The organism is Chromobacterium haemolyticum DSM 19808 (assembly GCF_000711885.1).
GTDB classification, from domain to species: Bacteria; Pseudomonadota; Gammaproteobacteria; order Burkholderiales; family Chromobacteriaceae; genus Chromobacterium; species Chromobacterium haemolyticum.
On the sequence record NZ_JONK01000012.1, the window covers coordinates 106,586 to 123,381 of the forward strand.

Annotated in this window: 27 protein-coding genes; 6 read left to right on the top strand and 21 right to left on the bottom strand. The window is 61.1% G+C overall.

Going from position 1 to position 16,796, the window contains the following annotated elements:
- The first annotated feature begins 2 nt into the window (after window positions 1-2).
- Both ftsB and BR71_RS09140 read left to right on the top strand, forming a co-directional pair.
- Window positions 3-293, top strand: a complete 291-nt coding sequence (gene ftsB, locus BR71_RS09135; protein ID WP_019103546.1) for a cell division protein FtsB — start codon at window positions 3-5, stop codon at window positions 291-293.
- A 79-nt stretch (window positions 294-372) separates the two neighbouring features.
- On the top strand, window positions 373-2,181 hold the full coding sequence (locus BR71_RS09140) for a GGDEF domain-containing protein (protein ID WP_043635977.1): 1,809 nt from the start codon (window positions 373-375) through the stop codon (window positions 2,179-2,181).
- Between the two features lie 29 nt (window positions 2,182-2,210).
- Here BR71_RS09140 and BR71_RS09145 read toward each other — a convergent pair whose 3' ends face one another.
- A complete protein-coding gene (locus BR71_RS09145; protein ID WP_043635981.1) occupies window positions 2,211-2,519 on the bottom strand; it encodes an RnfH family protein in 309 nt (102 codons plus the stop codon).
- Entirely contained in the window at window positions 2,512-2,949 is a 438-nt protein-coding gene (locus BR71_RS09150) for a type II toxin-antitoxin system RatA family toxin (RefSeq protein ID WP_019103543.1), read from the bottom strand. Before BR71_RS09150 ends, BR71_RS09145 begins: the two co-directional genes overlap by 8 nt.
- Before the next feature lie 205 nt (window positions 2,950-3,154).
- Between BR71_RS09150 and smpB the strand changes: the two genes are divergently transcribed.
- From smpB to BR71_RS09170, 4 genes are all read left to right on the top strand, one after another.
- Window positions 3,155-3,610, top strand: a complete 456-nt coding sequence (gene smpB, locus BR71_RS09155; RefSeq protein ID WP_019103542.1) for an SsrA-binding protein SmpB — start codon at window positions 3,155-3,157, stop codon at window positions 3,608-3,610.
- On the top strand, window positions 3,610-3,963 hold the full coding sequence (locus tag BR71_RS09160) for a hypothetical protein (RefSeq protein ID WP_019103541.1): 354 nt from the start codon (window positions 3,610-3,612) through the stop codon (window positions 3,961-3,963). The genes smpB and BR71_RS09160 overlap by 1 nt, the downstream gene beginning before the upstream one ends.
- Before the next feature lie 86 nt (window positions 3,964-4,049).
- Window positions 4,050-5,633, top strand: coding sequence for a glutamine-hydrolyzing GMP synthase (gene guaA / locus BR71_RS09165; protein WP_114153825.1), 1,584 nt, complete (start codon window positions 4,050-4,052; stop codon window positions 5,631-5,633).
- A gap of 98 nt (window positions 5,634-5,731) precedes the next feature.
- Window positions 5,732-7,156 (top strand): tyrosine-type recombinase/integrase, encoded by a 1,425-nt coding sequence (locus BR71_RS09170; RefSeq protein ID WP_425265932.1) that lies wholly within the window; start codon window positions 5,732-5,734, stop codon window positions 7,154-7,156.
- A 2-nt stretch (window positions 7,157-7,158) separates the two neighbouring features.
- Here BR71_RS09170 and BR71_RS09175 read toward each other — a convergent pair whose 3' ends face one another.
- The 19 genes from BR71_RS09175 to BR71_RS24470 all read right to left on the bottom strand — a co-directional run.
- Window positions 7,159-7,419, bottom strand: coding sequence for a helix-turn-helix transcriptional regulator (locus BR71_RS09175; protein WP_043635992.1), 261 nt, complete (start codon window positions 7,417-7,419; stop codon window positions 7,159-7,161).
- A gap of 223 nt (window positions 7,420-7,642) precedes the next feature.
- Window positions 7,643-8,005: a hypothetical protein gene (locus tag BR71_RS09185; protein ID WP_043635998.1), complete on the bottom strand. Its 363-nt coding sequence runs from the start codon at window positions 8,003-8,005 to the stop codon at window positions 7,643-7,645.
- A 15-nt stretch (window positions 8,006-8,020) separates the two neighbouring features.
- On the bottom strand, window positions 8,021-8,224 hold the full coding sequence (locus tag BR71_RS09190) for a hypothetical protein (protein WP_043636003.1): 204 nt from the start codon (window positions 8,222-8,224) through the stop codon (window positions 8,021-8,023).
- Window positions 8,225-8,420: 196 nt separating this feature from the next.
- On the bottom strand, window positions 8,421-8,735 hold the full coding sequence (locus BR71_RS09195; RefSeq protein ID WP_043636006.1) for a hypothetical protein: 315 nt from the start codon (window positions 8,733-8,735) through the stop codon (window positions 8,421-8,423).
- Window positions 8,735-9,145, bottom strand: a complete 411-nt coding sequence (locus BR71_RS09200; RefSeq protein ID WP_043636009.1) for a hypothetical protein — start codon at window positions 9,143-9,145, stop codon at window positions 8,735-8,737. Before BR71_RS09200 ends, BR71_RS09195 begins: the two co-directional genes overlap by 1 nt.
- A complete protein-coding gene (locus BR71_RS09205) occupies window positions 9,142-9,480 on the bottom strand; it encodes a hypothetical protein (protein WP_043636012.1) in 339 nt (112 codons plus the stop codon). Before BR71_RS09205 ends, BR71_RS09200 begins: the two co-directional genes overlap by 4 nt.
- Window positions 9,473-10,189 (bottom strand): hypothetical protein, encoded by a 717-nt coding sequence (locus tag BR71_RS22865; protein WP_052370450.1) that lies wholly within the window; start codon window positions 10,187-10,189, stop codon window positions 9,473-9,475. Before BR71_RS22865 ends, BR71_RS09205 begins: the two co-directional genes overlap by 8 nt.
- A 12-nt stretch (window positions 10,190-10,201) precedes the next feature.
- Window positions 10,202-10,588 (bottom strand): hypothetical protein, encoded by a 387-nt coding sequence (locus tag BR71_RS09215; protein WP_043636015.1) that lies wholly within the window; start codon window positions 10,586-10,588, stop codon window positions 10,202-10,204.
- Between the two features lie 2 nt (window positions 10,589-10,590).
- Entirely contained in the window at window positions 10,591-11,280 is a 690-nt protein-coding gene (locus BR71_RS09220) for an ASCH domain-containing protein (RefSeq protein ID WP_043636018.1), read from the bottom strand.
- A 2-nt stretch (window positions 11,281-11,282) separates the two neighbouring features.
- Window positions 11,283-11,528 (bottom strand): hypothetical protein, encoded by a 246-nt coding sequence (locus tag BR71_RS09225; protein WP_043636021.1) that lies wholly within the window; start codon window positions 11,526-11,528, stop codon window positions 11,283-11,285.
- Between the two features lie 88 nt (window positions 11,529-11,616).
- The gene (locus BR71_RS09230; RefSeq protein WP_208854855.1) at window positions 11,617-12,204 is read right to left on the bottom strand and encodes a hypothetical protein; all 588 of its coding nucleotides are present in this window, start codon (window positions 12,202-12,204) and stop codon (window positions 11,617-11,619) included.
- 100 nt (window positions 12,205-12,304) lie between these two features.
- A complete protein-coding gene (locus BR71_RS09235) occupies window positions 12,305-12,604 on the bottom strand; it encodes a hypothetical protein (protein WP_043636024.1) in 300 nt (99 codons plus the stop codon).
- Between the two features lie 93 nt (window positions 12,605-12,697).
- Window positions 12,698-12,991 carry a hypothetical protein gene (locus tag BR71_RS09240; protein WP_043636027.1) on the bottom strand — a complete coding sequence of 98 codons (294 nt, stop codon included), beginning with the start codon at window positions 12,989-12,991 and terminating at the stop codon, window positions 12,698-12,700.
- A complete protein-coding gene (locus BR71_RS09245; protein WP_043636034.1) occupies window positions 12,991-13,374 on the bottom strand; it encodes a hypothetical protein in 384 nt (127 codons plus the stop codon). The genes BR71_RS09240 and BR71_RS09245 overlap by 1 nt, the downstream gene beginning before the upstream one ends.
- 48 nt (window positions 13,375-13,422) lie before the next feature.
- Window positions 13,423-14,331 carry a ribosome modulation factor gene (locus BR71_RS09250; protein ID WP_043636036.1) on the bottom strand — a complete coding sequence of 303 codons (909 nt, stop codon included), beginning with the start codon at window positions 14,329-14,331 and terminating at the stop codon, window positions 13,423-13,425.
- Window positions 14,332-14,343: 12 nt separating this feature from the next.
- Entirely contained in the window at window positions 14,344-14,562 is a 219-nt protein-coding gene (locus BR71_RS09255) for a hypothetical protein (protein WP_043636038.1), read from the bottom strand.
- 3 nt (window positions 14,563-14,565) lie between these two features.
- Window positions 14,566-15,636 (bottom strand): RecT family recombinase, encoded by a 1,071-nt coding sequence (locus BR71_RS24985; RefSeq protein ID WP_081862608.1) that lies wholly within the window; start codon window positions 15,634-15,636, stop codon window positions 14,566-14,568.
- A complete protein-coding gene (locus tag BR71_RS09265; RefSeq protein WP_043636040.1) occupies window positions 15,633-16,574 on the bottom strand; it encodes a YqaJ viral recombinase family nuclease in 942 nt (313 codons plus the stop codon). The genes BR71_RS24985 and BR71_RS09265 overlap by 4 nt, the downstream gene beginning before the upstream one ends.
- On the bottom strand, window positions 16,571-16,796 hold a 226-nt coding region (locus tag BR71_RS24470), incomplete at its 5' end, for a YdhT family protein (protein WP_043636043.1). The genes BR71_RS24470 and BR71_RS09265, both read right to left, overlap by 4 nt.

Below are 16,796 nucleotides of genomic sequence, written 5' to 3' on the forward strand. Positions count from 1 at the left end.
GTATGCGCTGGCTGACCCTGACTCTGGTGACAGTAATACTGGCCCTGCAATGGCCGTTGTGGTTTGGAAAAGGTAGCTGGCTCAGAGTCTGGCAGCTGGACAAGCAACTACAGGAACAGCGGGCGACCACCCAAAAGCTGGTGGCCCGCAACGCCGCGCTGGACGCGGAAGTGCGTGATTTAAAACAGGGGACGGACGCCATTGAGGAGAGAGCCCGCAATGAACTTGGCATGATTCGGAATGGTGAAGTTTTTTTCCAATTGCTGGATCCGGTGAAGCCAACGCCTCGCTAAATATCCGCCCGGACCGCACTGTAGAGCTGAACAGACAACAAGAATGACGTCCGGTCTAAAAAAGTCCAAGGTTTGGGCAATGACAACACAAAACCCCATCGAAGTCGCACGAGAAACGCTCAAACAGCTGACGGTGCGCAAGCTGTTGCCGACGCCGGAAAACTTTGAGCGGGTCTATCACGAGTTGACGCAAACGCCGGTCGACCGCGACAACAAGCTTGCCGTGTTGCTGCTGCGCGCACTGGAAACCCTGCCCCAGGAAAGCGTGCAGGCCAAAGTCACTCTTACCCGCCTCAAGCAAGTCTGCGACGAAAATCGCTGGGAACAAGCCCCGCAACTGATCATCGACTTTCTGCGCGCCTCTCTAAGCGCCAGCCAGCAACAACACAGCTGGGGCATGCTGATCCAAAATCTGATCCGAAACTGGGACCTGCGGCTGCCCAATATGCCGCAGCACCACAAGCAGTCCACGCTGGAACGGGTGCTGATCAATTACGGCAACCAGCCGGACGAACTGAACCAGAAACTGGCCACGCTGATTCAGAACTGGACCCAGTCCATGCCCCCGTCCAATGGCAACGGCGCGGCAAGCTCCGACACCCCCGCTCCGGCAGCCGGCCTCGATGAAGACGGGGCCGACGCGCCCAGCAACAGCTGGCTGGCCTGGCAGCGCACGCTAAGCTTCGCCCTTAAGCACGGCCTGGAGCCGCGCCTGATCAATTACCCGGAATTGGTGGATGCGCTGGAGGCGCTGCTGGGCGAACTGAATCAGGTGGCCGACGACGCCACGCTCAACGCCTACATGCCCAAGCTGCGGGCCTTCATGATCAAGCTGGAGCTGCAATCGCAGCAAGACGACCGCTTGGTGTCCGCGATGACCAATCTGCTGCGCCTGCTGCTGGAAAACATCGCCGAGCTCAACCACACGGACACCTACCTGGTGGGGCAGGTTCATTCGCTGCAAGACATCCTTAGCCATGAGCCGCTGTCCATGCAGCAGGTCTACCAGATGGAGTCCAGCCTCAAGGACGTAATCCGCAAGCAAGGCCAACTGAAAACCTCGCTGGACGAGGCGGCAAGCTCGCTGCGCTCCTTGCTGGACCGCTTCATCTCGCGGCTGGCGATGATGACGGATAGTACCGACGACTTCCAGAACAAGATCAAGGACCACAGCACTCGCATCAAACAGTCGCAGAACGTCGAGGAGCTGGGCAGCATCATCGGCTCCTTGATGGAAGATACCTCGCTGATGCAACTGGACCTGACTCGCTCCCGCGATGAGCTGCTGTCCGCCAAGGAGCAAGTGGAAGCCGCCGAACAAAGAATCGCCGAACTGGAAACCGCGCTGGAAGCTGCCAGTGCCAAGGTGCGCGAAGATCAATTGACCGGCGCTTTCAACCGCCGCGGCCTGGCAGAGCATTTCCAGCGCGAAATCAGCCGCGCGGAGCGCACCGGCGCGCCACTGTCGGTCGCCCTGCTCGACGTGGACAACTTCAAGCAACTGAACGACAAATACGGCCACCTAGCCGGCGACGATGCCTTGAAATACCTGGTGGACACGATCAAGCACAGCCTGCGCCCGGCCGATATCGTCGCCCGCTTCGGCGGTGAGGAATTCGTGATCCTGATGCCGGACACGCCGGAAGAAGAAGCCGTCGCCACCGTGCAGCGGCTGCAGCGCGAACTAACCAAAACGTTTTTCTTGGCCAACAACGACCGCCTGCTGATCACCTTCAGCGCCGGCGTCGCCAAATGGCATTTGGGCGAACAAGAAGCCGACGTGCTGGAGCGCGCCGACCAGGCAATGTATCAAGCCAAACTCAACGGCAAGAACCGCGTGCACTCGGCGGAGGAGCAGCCCCCCTCACTGATGTCGCCCCAGCTATAAACAGCGCTCGGACATCCTCTCGGCGGCGGCTAGTTCCCGCCGCCTTTTTTCATCTGTTTTCCAGCCTCGGCGCGTTGACGCCGCACCGTCTTGGGGTCCGCGATCAAGGGGCGGTAAATCTCCACCCTGTCATGCTCGCGCAGCGGCACGTCGTCCTTGACCGCCTTGCCGAATACGCCCAGCTTCAAGCTCTCCGGCGCCCATTCAGGGACGCGCGCCAGCAGGCCGGACAGCTCCACCGCCTGGCGCGCGGTTGTGCCCGGCGCCACCCGCAAAACCACCAGCTCCTGAAGCTCGGGCAACGCCAACGCCACTTCCACCTGCAAAACTTCAGTCATCGCCGTACACCTTGTCCGCTTCCTTGATGAAGGCGTCCACCAGCGTGCCGGAAATATGTCCGAACACAGGGCCGATGATCATTTCCAGTATCTTGCTGGAAAACTGATAGCTGAGCCGGAACTCCACCTTGCAGCCGATCTCACCCAAAGGCAGGAAACGCCAGCGCCCCTCCAAATGCTCGAACGGACCATCCACCAACTCCATCAGAATGGCCTCGCCCGCTTGATTGGTGTTGCGAGTGGTGAAATGCTGCTTCACTTTCAGATAATCGATGTGCAAGCTGGCCACCACCTGATCGCCCTCGCGCGACAACACCTCGGCCTTGCCGCACCAGGGCAGGAACCGGCTGTAATGCTCGATATCATCCACCAGCGCAAACATCTGCGCCGGCGTATGCGCCACCAACACGCTTTTTTCAACCACCTGCATCCATCGCTCGCTTATCGTCTCCGCTGCCCCATCCCTGGCCGGGAAATTGTCAGCATCGGTAAAAACCGCAAGTTTAACAAAATCCGGCGCGCCCTACCCAGCCTCATCCCGGCTTCGCGTCAAAGCGCTGTGTTTTCATGGCTTTGGCAAGCCGGCTGCTTCTGATACAATAGAGGATTCATTCAAAAAACATCCCGTAGGCGACATGAGCATCATCCAGAACCGCAAGGCCTTCCACGACTACTTCATCGAGGAAAAGCTCGAAGCCGGGCTCGTGCTGGAAGGTTGGGAGGTCAAGGCCATCCGCGCCGGCCGCGTCCAACTGAAGGAAAGCTACGTGGATTGGAAAAACGGCGCGTTCTGGCTGATCGGCTGCCACATCACGCCGCTGCAATCCGCGTCCACCCACGTCAAAGCCGACCCGGTTCGTCCGCGCAAGCTGTTACTGTCCCAAGAACAGATCAACCGCTTCATCGGCAAGGTGGAACGCGCCGGCTACACCATGATGGCGCTGGACCTGCACTACACCCGCGGCAACATCAAGGCGGAAGTGGGGCTGGCCAAAGGCAAAAAGCTGCACGACAAGCGCGACACTGAAAAAGACCGTGAATGGCAGCGCGAGAAGCAGCGCTTCATGAAAAACCAGCGTGGAGCCGCCTGATGAACCGCAGCGCGGCCTTGCCCATCGTGCTGATTTGCCTGGGATCGGTCTGGTTTCTGAAAAGCACCTCGCTGCTGCCCAACACATCCACCCTGCTCGCCTTGCTTCTGGCCGCCGCCGGAGTCTTGTTGTTCATCGTGGACGGCTTCAACAAATCCACCCTGGTCACCAGCCCGCTGCTGGTCTACGCCGGCGGCGCGATCTATCTCTACGACAACCTGGGCCTGCGCCCCAGCCATCTGCTGTCCTTCGGCATGATCGTCGCCGGCCTGCTGATGCTGCTGGCCCGCAGCGAGCATATACCGGAACGCAGCCGCAGATTCCGGCTGCCGTCGAGGGACGGCGAACAATGAAAGCAGGCCCGCGCCGCCGCGCGCTCAACCTCCTGCGACACAATCTCAATCATCATGGCCGCACGGCCCACAACATTTCCTGAAGGATAGGCATGGACAAAGTCCTCATTCTCGATTTCGGCTCTCAGGTCACCCAGCTGATTGCCCGCCGCGTACGCGAAGCTCACGTTTACTGTGAGCTTCATTCGTTTGACATGCCGCTTGAAGAAATCCGCGCGTTCGCGCCCAAAGCCATCATCCTCTCCGGCGGCCCGAACTCGGTGTACGAATCCGACTACCAGGCAGATCCGGCGCTATTCGAACTCGGCGTTCCCGTGCTGGGCATCTGCTACGGCATGCAGTTCATGGCCCAGACCCTGGGCGGCAAGGTTGAAAGCGGCGACAAACGCGAGTTCGGCTACGCCCAGATCAAGGCGCGCCACCACTCCAAGCTGCTGGAAGGCCTGCAGGATCAGATCGACGACGCCGGCAACGGCTTCCTCGACGTATGGATGAGCCACGGCGACAAGGTGACCGCGCTGCCGGCCGGCTTCCAGGTGATCGCCGAAACCCCGTCCTGCCCGTATGCGGCGATGGCGGACGAAGCCCGCGGCTTCTACGGCGTGCAGTTCCATCCGGAAGTGACACATACCAAACGCGGCACCGAGATGATCCACCGCTTTGTGCTGCACGTAGCGGGCTGCAAACCCAGTTGGACCATGCCCAACTACATCGACGAAGCGGTGAAGAAAATCCGCGAACAAGTGGGCGACGAAGAGGTCATCCTCGGCCTGTCCGGCGGCGTGGACTCCTCCGTGGCCGCCGCGCTGATCCACCGCGCCATCGGCAATCAGCTGACCTGCGTTTTCGTGGATCACGGTCTGCTACGCCTGAATGAAGGCAAGATGGTGATGGAAATGTTCGCGCAGAACCTGGGCGTGAAAGTAGTGCATGTACAGGCGGAAGCCGACTTCATGAGCAAGCTCGCCGGCGAAAGCGATCCGGAGAAGAAGCGCAAGATCATCGGCGCGGAATTCATTGAGGTGTTCGACCGCGAATCCGGCAAGCTGACCAACGCCAAATGGCTGGCTCAAGGCACTATCTACCCGGATGTGATCGAATCCGCCGGCGCCAAGACCAAGAAAGCCCACACCATCAAGAGCCACCACAATGTGGGCGGCCTGCCGGAAGACATGAACCTCAAGCTGCTGGAGCCGCTGCGCGAGCTGTTCAAGGACGAAGTTCGCCAGTTGGGCGTCGCGCTCGGCCTGCCGCACGACATGGTCTACCGTCACCCCTTCCCGGGCCCGGGCCTTGGCGTGCGCATCCTTGGCGAAGTGAAGAAAGAATACGCCGACCTGCTGCGCCAGGCCGATGCCATCTTCATCGAAGAACTGCGCAATACCGTGGACGAGAAAACCGGCAAGAACTGGTACGAGCTGACCAGCCAGGCCTTCGCCGTGTTCCTGCCGGTGAAATCCGTTGGCGTAATGGGCGACGGCCGCACTTACGATTATGTCGTCGCGCTGCGCGCCGTGGTCACCAGCGACTTCATGACCGCCCACTGGGCGGAACTGCCTTACAGCCTGCTGGGCCGCGCGTCCAACCGCATCATCAATGAGGTGAAGGGCATCAACCGCGTGGTTTACGACGTGTCCGGCAAGCCGCCGGCCACCATCGAGTGGGAATAATATTGCATTAGTCGCTGACATTCGGCGGCTATCGTAAAAATCAGCAGCCCCGGGCTTTAGCTTGGGGCTTTCTCTTTTCTGCTTTCGACAACTATCGATTGAAGACGGATTTTTTTACCGGTATTCTTGACGGTATTCCCTATCCGTTTCATCGACTCAAAACACCATACCGTCACCGCGCAAAGCGCATTTCGACGGTATTAATCAGGCTGATATTCAGCACTGGCGCGGCTTGTAGCGGTTTTACCGCCAGCCCTGGCGATGACGGTAAAAACTCGCACCCGGAGACGGTAACCGTGCTGACAGATACAAAGCTGAAGAATCTCAAGCCACAGGACAAGCTGTATAAGGTCGCCGACCGCGACGGCCTCTATGTGGCCGTGTCCCCCGCCGGCACAATTACATTCCGCTACGACTACCGACTGAACGGGCGCCGTGAAACGCTTACGATTGGCCGCTATGGGCCGGCAGGCATCACCCTGGCCGGAGCGCGCGAGGCCCTGATCGAGGCCAAGAAAGACATCTCCGCAGGCAAGTCACCCGCCAAAGAAAAGCAGCGCGGTAAAAAGCAGGAGAGGGCCGCCAAGACGTTTGCCGAATTTACTGTCGCTTGGCTGGAGGATTACGGTATGGCCGAGAGCACCAAGGCCATGCGCGAGAGCATCCTGAACCGCGATATCTTGCCCACCTTCAAGAATCGGAAGCTCAGCGAGATCAGCGACGAAGACCTGCGCGACCTGTGCGACAAGATAAAGGAGCGTGGCGCGCCGGCGACGGCAGTACACGCACGCGAGATCGTCCAGCAGATTTACCGCTGGGCCATCGGGAAGGGGCAGAAAGTTGTGAACCCGGCCGATACCGTCAGCGCGTCGTCGATCGCAACATTCAAGCCAAAGGATCGCGCACTATCTCCGGACGAGATCCAGATCTTCTTCGCACAGTTGGAGAACGTCAGCACGCTGCCGACTATCCGCCTGGCGCTCAAGCTGGTACTGCTCACGATGGTGCGCAAGAGCGAGCTGCTCAATGCGACTTGGGACGAGGTGAATTTTACAGATGCGGTGTGGACCATCCCGGCGGGCAGGATGAAGGCGCGCCGGCCGCATAACGTCTACCTGGCCCAGCAGGCCTTCGACATCATGGTGGCGCTCAAGACGTGCGCCGGCGGCTCGAAGTTCATTCTGCCGTCGCGCTATGAAGGGGATAAGGGAATGTCGAATTCGACCCTGAACCGGGTCATTGATGTGACGGTGGAGCGGGCGCAGGCGCAGGGCCTGGCGCTGGAGCCGTTTTCTGTCCACGACCTGCGGCGGACTGGCTCGTCGCTCCTCCATGAGGCGGGATTCAATAGCGATTGGATCGAGAAGTGTCTGGCGCACGAGCAGAAAGGCGTGCGCGCGGTGTACAACAAGGCGGAATACTCGGTGCAGCGGCAGCACATGCTGCAGGAGTGGGCAAGCATGGTGGACGGCTGGATCGCATGCAAGCCCTACAAGCCTTCGCTTCTGCCGCCCACGATGTAGGCTCATGCGGCCTTCTTGGTGGGCCGAGTCTTGCGCTGATGGACATCCGGCCCATGAACCTTTTCTGCGTCGTTGACGGCCTCTTTGCGCGCCTGAATCCAGGCCACCACCTCGTCATAATCCCAGACCACGCAGCGCGCGGTAAGGGGGAAGCGCTTCGGGAACTCTCCGCGGCGCTCCATCTCGTAGATAGTCGAGTCGGCCAGCGGGACCATCTTGCGCAGTTCGTCGCGGCGGATGGTGCGTTTCAGGTTGGTATTCATTGCAATTCCTTATCTATATAAAAATGAAGAAGGGCCACCCTCGGGCAGCCCTCAAAATACGAATTCTGGCGGTGACCACTCCCCGCCCCACTCCGCCGTTTTGTCCGGCAGCCACTCCATCCTGGTGCAGCTCGTACCAGGTGCAGGCTCCGGCCGCTCCGGGCCGAGGTAGATCACCGCACCGTCTTGCCGCTGGATGTAGCGGTAGATGGGCGCTTGCTGGTCAGCCACTGGAGCAGCCCTGGATCATCATCGCGGCGTCGATGGCCGCGTCTACTTCATCCCTATCAGTCGAGCGCTCGTGATATACGGGAATTTCTCTATCTGTCCCGCAGATTTCAAGCACGGTGCCTCGTTCTGTAAAGCACTCACCGATGTATGCATCTTGAGTCAGCCACCGATACCGCGCCGCGTCCTGCTCCAGCTCAGCGATGCGCGCGGCCTGGGCGTCGATGTGGCTGGCCATGGTCAGCGCGAGCCATTGCAGTTCCTCGAAATGCCTGTCCGGGTCGTGGACGATGTCATCCACCACAGCGAAAGCTCTGCCGCTGGTGGCCTCGGTAGCCAGTTGTTCCTTGGTGATCATTGCTATCCTTTCTCGTCAGCCCGCGTTAATCGCGCCGCCGAATTCGCCTAAAATTTTCGCCGTGGCCTTCATCTCGTCCAGAATCAGCGCGGCGTGGCCGTGGTCAACGGCGTAAATCCAGGTGACGAATTTACCGTCAGCCGTCCCGAACTCGACGCCAAACAGCTTCCACTGCACGCCATTGACCATGACGGCCGGCTGCAAGATAACTGGGTTCATGGGCGGGAGGCCTCCATTTGCTTCTCGCGCCACGCAGCGAACCCGCGCCGACGCTTCAGGTCGTTAAAGTGGCCGCAGGCCATGCAGTTGTAGCCGGTGACCACAAAAACAGCGGTATGGCCAGGCCATGGGCTCTCGCTTGCCGGCGGCGGCTTCGGTGGCTGCATTGCCGCCTGGCACTTGCTGCATTCTGTTTTCATTCGGGTTTACCTCCGCTTCGGCTGGCAACGAGTGCTTGCTTCCACTCCGGCCATGCGTTGATGGTTTCGCTTGCTGGCCCAAGCTCAGCCATGAGCTGATGAGCGTCCAGATCAGCATTCGGCATGCCTTCCTTGCAGGCTGGGCAATACCAAGTCCCCAGGCCCGGCGCCTCCGGATCCGGGATGAAGTTGGCCGGCGGCTCGCCGATGAAGACGGTGCCGCCCACTGGCTTGGCGTGGACGTGCGGCGCGTGGCCGTAATTCGGATATAGCGGGATTCCCTCCAAGCCGGTGCAGTGCTCGTAAGCCATCACTCGCCCCCTTTCATCAGCTCGCGGCCCAGCTTGGTGACGGCTGCCTTGGCTCGGCCATGCTTCTGCCTGGCAATGCGGCGCTGCCGTACCAGTCCGTGCGCGCTCAAGCAGTGCTGGCACTCTTCGCTCAGGTAGTAATCGATTTCGTCGTCGTCCATGTAGTCGTGGCCGCCAAACTCGGAATCGCGCACTTCCGGCGTGTATGCCAGCTTCAGGTGGGTGATATCTTCCGGGTCAATCTGAAACGGCGTCCGGCCTGGTTCATGCACGAACACAAGCCCACCTTTCACCCCCGGGCACTTCGCCAACTCGGCGCCGATTGCCTTCGTCAGCCGCTCCACATCTACGCGGGTGACGGCCATGGCTTTCACCGCGGCGACCGCGCGCCGTTCGATAGATAGCTTCATACCTCGCCCCCTTTCGCCTTGGCCGCCAGGCGCGTGGCGGCCTCCTTGACCTCCCACGGCTGCAACTTCCGTTCTGAGACAAATTGCCCATCAGGGTGCCGGTACATCAGCCAGCCGTGAAACCGGCCACCATCAAGGCACACGGCCTTGCCGGGGCTACGCTGTACCAGAACAAACCCCTCCGGCACGGCCGCCGCCTGCGCGGCCTCGGCGGCTGCGATGGCCTCTTTCACACGATCAGGCAGCGTCAGCGGGATGTCGTACTCGCTCATGTACGCCATGGCTTCGTCGCATTCCTTCAGCACGGCAAGCATCTGCTTTTCCAGTTCAGTCATGTTGCTTCTCCTTGCCGGCCAGCATTGCGCCTCGGCATGAATTCCAGCCGTAAACAAAATCCGGCGTTCCCTGCTTGTATGACTTCCATGCAGGAACTGGCGGCTCGGTATAGAGTGCGGCGCCGTCTGGAAGGTCTTCCCAGTAGGTTTTGCAGCCGGTCGAGTCGATAATCGAGCAGTTCGTCCAGCGCTTCACATGCGCCACCGGTTCGGGGGACGGCTTCTCTCGGGCAGCCTCAGCTAGCACCGAAGGATCGGCGCCGCGCTGGTGCAGCATCATCGCCAGGTTGGCCACGTCCTCGAAGTTGCCAGCGTTGGTCTTGGTCAGATGGCCGACGAGCAGCTGCGCCAGGTACTCGACAGAGCATCGCGCCGGGTCGTCCCAGCCGGTGCGGCCCTTGGTCCGCGCGTCTGCGAGCTTGGCCTTCATCGCCAAGGCGAAACGGTCGACGGCAACATCGTCTGGGTGCCGGCTGGCAGTGCCGGCGAGGATGGCGTTGAATGCCTCGGCGGCGTCAACCTCGTCCGGCTCACTCGCGCCACATACCGCGCAGAAGTATTCGCCGTCGCCGAAGATTGGGTCTTCAACCAGTCTGGTTTCTTCGGAACTGCCCAGCCAGCCGCACTTACTGCACAGGCACAAGAAATAACGCCCCGTCACCGGCTTGGTGCCCACCGCGCGCGCGGCGTCGATCAGGTTCTGTTGCATTGTCACGCCTCCTTACTCGGGTTTTGCCGCAGTAATTGCGGCCAGTGCTTGGCGTTCGGCATCGGCAAACGCCCCCGGCTTTTGCCCTTTTACGGTGGCCAGCAAGTTTTCGAGCGCGGCGAGTAGTTGAGAATGCTCTGCCAGCTTCTTTGCTACCTGCTTATCAACGGCAAGGCGAATCTGGCCGCCGTCTTCCAGCGCTTCAGTCGAGACGCCTTTCAGTGCATTGACGCATGCCACGATGCGACGGCAGTTCGCGTTCCTCATTTCGGGATTGTTGGCACCGAAGTCCAACGCAATAGCGACGGATGCTCGGCCACCCATTGCCGAGATGATGGTTTCCAAGTGGCCATCGTTGTCGTAGGTTTCGCCCACGCGCCACGGTTCCGGTGTGTGCATCCTCACGCCTCCACTTTCTTGAACGAAATTCGCCACACATACGGGTTCGCATCCCAGCTGCCGGCGCCGTAGAGCTTCTCCCATAACTGCTCGAACCACCCACGGGCAGTACCGTTGGGGTGATCTACCGGGCCGCCCTCTGCCACAGCATCTGCCTCGCTGATGTCCTGCAACCGCTCAACACGGACGTCGGTTATCTCCAGAACCAAGCGGCAGGCAGCCCGCGGCATGTGGATCGATGGATGCCACAGCGAACGGGGCTCGCCGCCACCATCGTCGTCGTCTGACCATTCATTCGGGCCATCAGCGGCATAGATGACGTGGCCGGAGTAGTAGCCATTGCCGAATGGCATCTCGCTGATTGCCGTGGCCGGCCGGTTTGGGGTCCACTTAACCCTATTGCCGTGCCTGTCCCACGAGTGGCTGATGACGCCCCACGTCTCCCGCACCCACAGCCGGTCGCCGGGCTGGCCGTAGGGGCATTCAGTGTCGATGAACCCGTGTTGCCACGCTCCGTCCACTTGCTGGCTCAGCGTAAAGCCGTCGATCCATGCGCCCAGCTCGCGCAGTCGCTCTTCAGTCACGTCGGGTTGCGGCTTGATGATCCGCCGCGTCTGGGTCTTGGTGCCGGCCAGCAGCGCGCGAACCATGTCGCCACTGAATAAAATCGGGCGTTCTTTGGTGGATGACATGGTCAGTCCTCGACTTTGGTGCCGCAGAACGGGCAGAAATTAATCGCGAACGTGGTGTCCTTGCCTTTGCGGTAGCCAGGCTTGTCCGCGGTGATCTTGAAGGTGACGAAATGCCGGCTGATCAGGTCCAAGTTCTTTGTGATCAGCTGTGTAGCGTTCTGGTATTCAGCTTTGGCTGGCACACCAAGTTGCTTCGTCGCACGCTCGGCCATTTTGGCGGTGAATTCAGTGGTGCAGTTGCAGGTCATGCTCACTCCCAATAAGTAAGGGCCGCGTGAGCGACCCATCGAAGAACAATCCGGCCATCTCGATAGCCGGTGTGTATCCAGCAGCCGGTCATGCGGCGGCCCTTTCGTTCTGCTTTGCGCAGAGCTTTGCGACCTGGACGAGCCACTCAGCAAACGCCGGCGGCGTATGCTCGCGCTCGGCCTTGGTTATGGATGGCAGCCGAGGGTAAGACTTCGTGGGACGGACGCAGTGGGTTGGGCGGCCCGGGCGGAACGGGATGGGCGGCAAGTCACACGGCGCGCAGCCAACGATGTAGAGCCACGTCGCTTTCTCAGCGCGATGCCCCCAGTGGAACTGCTCGACTGCAATACTCCAGCCGCCAAACTCGTCTTGAAACTCACCGGGTTTTGGTAGAAACACCTCATTCCACAATGAGCTTTCCGCCGGATGCTCAAGCACGCCACCGAATTGGCGGATTTGCCGCAGAGCAAAAAGCGCCAACTCCTTTTCACCCGAGCGAGGTTTTGCAAACTGCCGCAACCGGCCCCAGGCACGGCAAGGGGGATGGGCGACAACCGGGCAGCCGCCCGGCCAGGCCCGGGCATCACGCTCTGCATCCCAGGCATCCACGCCGACCATCTGCTTGTAGACGCTGTCGGCGCGGACAAACAAGGCGGCAACTGGCTGCAAGGTCATGCGGGCTCCTCGCGGGCGTTAAAAAGCCCACTTGCGTGGGCTTCGTTAACTGCGGCAATCGCCGCGCCGGTGTCGGGCGTTTCGTGCAGGTGTTGCGGGTTCATGCCTCTTCCTTTTGCGCTTTGGGCACCCAAGCATTAGCCTCATCGGACCAGATGCAGTGCTTGGTGAGGTTGTTCCAGAAGTAGTGCCGCCCTTGATGGGCCCAGAGTTCTGGCGTGGTGTTCATCAGAAAGCGGCGGATGATCTCGCGGCCAATGTACTCGACGAGCTCGCCTGCATCGCGGTCCTCAATGTCCACCGGGTTGGCTTGGGCGATGTGCCACAGCTCGGCCAAGTGGGTGTCAGTAAAGTCTCGCAGCCGGTCGGTGTCGATTTCGAAAGCAACCGTGGTTTTCATTGTGCTTGCTCCAAAAGCAAACCGCCCACTTGGGCGGCTGATTGATCGGTGCGCCGTGGTTCAGCCGGCGCCACTGCGCGAGGTCGTCTTCGGTCATGTGCTCACCTTTCTGTAAATCTTGAGCTGCCGCTCCCGCCGCACGATCTGCAGCAGCCCGGCGTTGACGGCGTCGGTGCAGATCAGCCGCGCCGATTCGATGCTCAGACACAGCAACTTGGCAACGTCCGCGCTCGTGAACTCGCCCCTGGGCATGTCCTCGACCCTGTGCTCCACTCGGTCCAGCGAGTACCGCGCCCCTGCCGGCCGCCGCTTCTTCGGCTCAGGCTTATAGAAGAGATGGGCCAGGCCGGGCACGATCCGGGGCGCGCTCTTGATGTCCGGGTACATCACGCCGCGGCCTGTACGAGATCGATCACGTTGCTGCGGGACTCGGTCGGCAGCAGCGCGACATGCAGCGCGGCTTCCAACTCGATGACACGGCGGTCGCGCGCTTCGAGCTGGCGCTCCAGCAGTTCGACACGCTCCGCTTCGGCGCGCAGGCCTTCGATCTCTACGCCCTGCTCGGCCAGCTGGCGCTGCTGGTGGCGCACCTCCAGCTCCAGCGCCTGGCGGAGCTTTGCATTCCACTCCACATCCTTCTGTAAATCATTTTTCCACTCTTCAAGAGTGGTCGCCCGCGCCTTCAGTGCGCGATGCGCGGTTGTCAGCCGCTCCAGGCGGCCGGCCAGTTCTTGGGGCTCTGCCGGGATGGCGATAGCGATGATGGTCATGTTGTGGTCCTCAGTGGGCGCCGTGGGCGCCCAGGTGTGATTCGGTGATTACGCGGCAGCAGCAGTGTCTGCGTCGTTGCTATTGGCGTCCAACTGCTCCAGCGTGCCGCCGGCGTCCAGCCAGGCTTGAACCCAAGCCGGCTTACGGCCGCGACCGGTCCAAGTCAGGCGAGAATCGTCCGGATGCTGGTAGCGCACCGCCGGGGTGGTGGCGGCGGCCGGCGCATCGGGTTCCTGGCTGTCCTCGGCGTCCGGTGCTTCCACCGTCGCCTGCTCGCCGCCGGCCAGCTCCTTGTGAAACTCTTTCCAGCCCTTGACCCATTCGATGCACAGCGCGCCGGTCATGATCGGGCAATCGCTCTCCGGCTTGCCGGCCAGCGCCGCGTCGTAGCCGTCATCGAAGGCTTTGTCGAGTTGCTCCTCGGTCGGTGTTTCATCGCCCGGCGCAGGCAACTGCGGCGCGTCGGCTACGAACTCCGCGTCGACTACATCGCCGCCGAAGATGTCGTCCATGCCGCCGCCGTCGTTGTCGTGGTACTCGTGTCCGAGGTCCATCGCGCGCTGGTCCGGTTCGCCGACGATCTCGTCCATGCCGCCGAGGTTTTCGTCGGCGTTGGCCACCACCAGCAAGCAAGTCTTGCCTGTGGCGCGCATCAGATCCACGATGCCGGCGGCGTTCTGATTTACCTTGAACTGGACCTTCACGCCGTCCTTGCTGACGAACTGCTCCAGATGGGCGGGCACGGTGACGCGACCCTCGGAGCTCAGCAGGTGGATGGCCATTTTGACGTTCGACTCGACGCGCTTGCGCATACGCTCGATCACGTCGTCCTGTTTGGCCTGGCTGAGCTTCTGCCAGACATCCGGCAGCAGCTTCACTTCAGCTACCAGCGCGCTGAGCAGGTCTTTGCCGATCGTGTCGGAGGTCATCGCGCGGAAGTCTTTGTTGTCTTGCATGGGGTGATCCTTTCAGATTGAGGAGGCTATACGTTCTAAGTGATGGCGCTGCAGACTGCTGATGTGCATGCCCATGCCGTACTGCTTCAGCCGGGCTTGCATGGTTTCGATGAAGTCGCGGTCCCAGTCGCTGCCGTTGCGGGCGTTGGTTTCCGCGTCCGATAGAAGATCGCGCAGCCGGTCGGGCGTATAGAGCGAGCTGGCCGGCCGCGTTGAGATGACGCGGCTCATGGGTCAATCACCCAACAGCTCGGCCCGGCGCGCGTGATACAGGTCGCTCAGCTGCTGGAAGGCCTCGCCGTCGGCAATGCCGCTGAACTCGTCGGCCATCAAATCCAGCGTGTCTACGTCCTTGCAGTTGCCGATCCGGGTCTTGAAGCCGTCCAAGTCGAAACCGGGAGCGCCTGCGGCTGCAGCCGGCGCGGCCTGTGCGCGCAGTTCATCGACTCGCTGCTGATAGCGCTTCACCGCGACGGCGTAGTCCTGCTCTCCCAGCTGGCCGGCCATCTCCTTCGCGGCCTGCATCTGAGCCCGCCCGCCGGCCGTGCTGATAGCGAGCAGGACATCGTCCAAGCTTGGGGCAGGCAGAGCGGCCGGCGCAGGCTTGGCCGCAAGACGCTGCTTGAGCTGAGCCGTTCGCGTAGCCGGCGCGGCAGCGACCGGCGCACTATTGGCGCGCGGCGTGATGTCGCGCTCTGCTGGCGTTCCCTGATCAAGCTCGTCTGGGGTGTAAACGCCAAGCAGTACATCGGGAGCATGTAATCTCGCCCACCGCTTTGTGCACAGATATGCCAATTGTTGCTTCGGGTCATGCTCCCAGTTTGGAGAGTTTCGAACACCCGCTTGTGCCATGCTTATGGTCAAAACCCTAGGCTCTGTCTCACCTCGAATCGTTGCGGAAACGGTCGCGGTCAGAAGCGAGCTTTTGTCGTTCTTGCCAGAGCACTTACTCCAATCTCCACCCCAGCTGTAGCTGATACGGGTATGCAAAAGCGGGGAGGAAGAAACAACTGCATTCACAAGTTGCGCCTCGTAGCCTAGGGTGCCATTCACGAGATGGGTTTTTTGCGCGACGGCGAACGGATTCATTCGCCACTGCATAGCTTGCATCACAACCGCTAGGCAATCGCCGGGATTGTTCCGGAGATGCTGGGGAACGGTGGCCTTGCCGCTGGCCATGATCTCGGCAACCCGCATCATGCGGTCGATGCTGCCATCGTCCAGCACCAGCGCAGAGGTGGACGTCTGGTGGCCATGAAACGCCGGCACATCGGTGACGGCCTCGTGTTCAATCAGTGCGCTCATGCTGCTTGTTCCTTCGCCTTCTTGTGGCGGAAATCGATATAGGTCACGGCGTCAACGGTGTATGAACCGCGGGAGATCGCCTTGCGGGTGAACTGCGAGCCGTCCGGAAGCTTGCCGACGGCAGCATTGCCCATCAGCTCAAGCAAGTGGTTCTTTGCACCGGTGGCGACGGCCTCGTACAGCTTTTTCTGCTCGTTCGCCTCGTCCATGACGGCTTTCCAGTGAGTGGCGCTGTCCGGCAGGGCTATTTCCTCGCCGTTCGTCCCCGGGTAGAGCCTGGCCAGCAGGTCGGGCGTGGTCGCGTGGTCGCAATCCAGTTCAGGCGCTTTGCCCGTCTGAACGCGCTGCCAGAACTCGGCTTCGCGGGCGATCAGCTCCGCGATCAGCTCGTTATCCCGCCGGATGTGATAGAGGCGGAACTCCGGGCCGGACATCAGCACAGCGAGGTCACACAACTCGGCGCCGGTCACCGCCATGTAGTGCTGGCACTGCACGAGGTAGGTCATGGGCACTTCGTCGGTGCCATCAGGCCCCCATGCCGACTTGTCGATGAAACGACCGAGGGCGGTCTTACACTCCAGCAAATGCCGCGTGCGGATCTCGCCGCGGTGCTGCGGGCGCTTGTCGCCCTCCCATACCAGCCGGTCAAGATTGCCCAGCACAAACGGGTGCTCCTGATGGCGCAGCATGGTGTTGCAGCGCTCGACCTTCAGGCCGGTGCGCCGGCTGTAACGCTGGGCGACGTAGTCTTCGAGGTCGCGGCCAGCGATCACCGCCTCTTTGTCGTCGATGTCTTCCGGCTGGAGCTCACCGCGCTTTTCCAGATAGAGCTGATACGCGGTTTTGTATGGGTTCACGCCCAGCACCGTGCCGGCGTCGCTGCCGCCGATGCCGGTGTTGCGCAGTGCGAGCCATTCGTCGCGCGAAATTGCAGTCATGCCGCCTCCTCTTCTTCCTGGTCATCAATGACAGCCTCAAACTGGTGCTGGTCATTGAGGCGATACTTCACGCCGGCCTCGATACCGTTTTCGCCCACATACGCCAGGGCAAAGCGGGTTCGTGTGCCATCGTGGTACGCAATTGCGGCGCAGCCACCCTCCCCCAGCATGACTTCGCGCACGGTTGCGGCCGCGGCCACCACGGCGTTTTTGCCGGTTGCT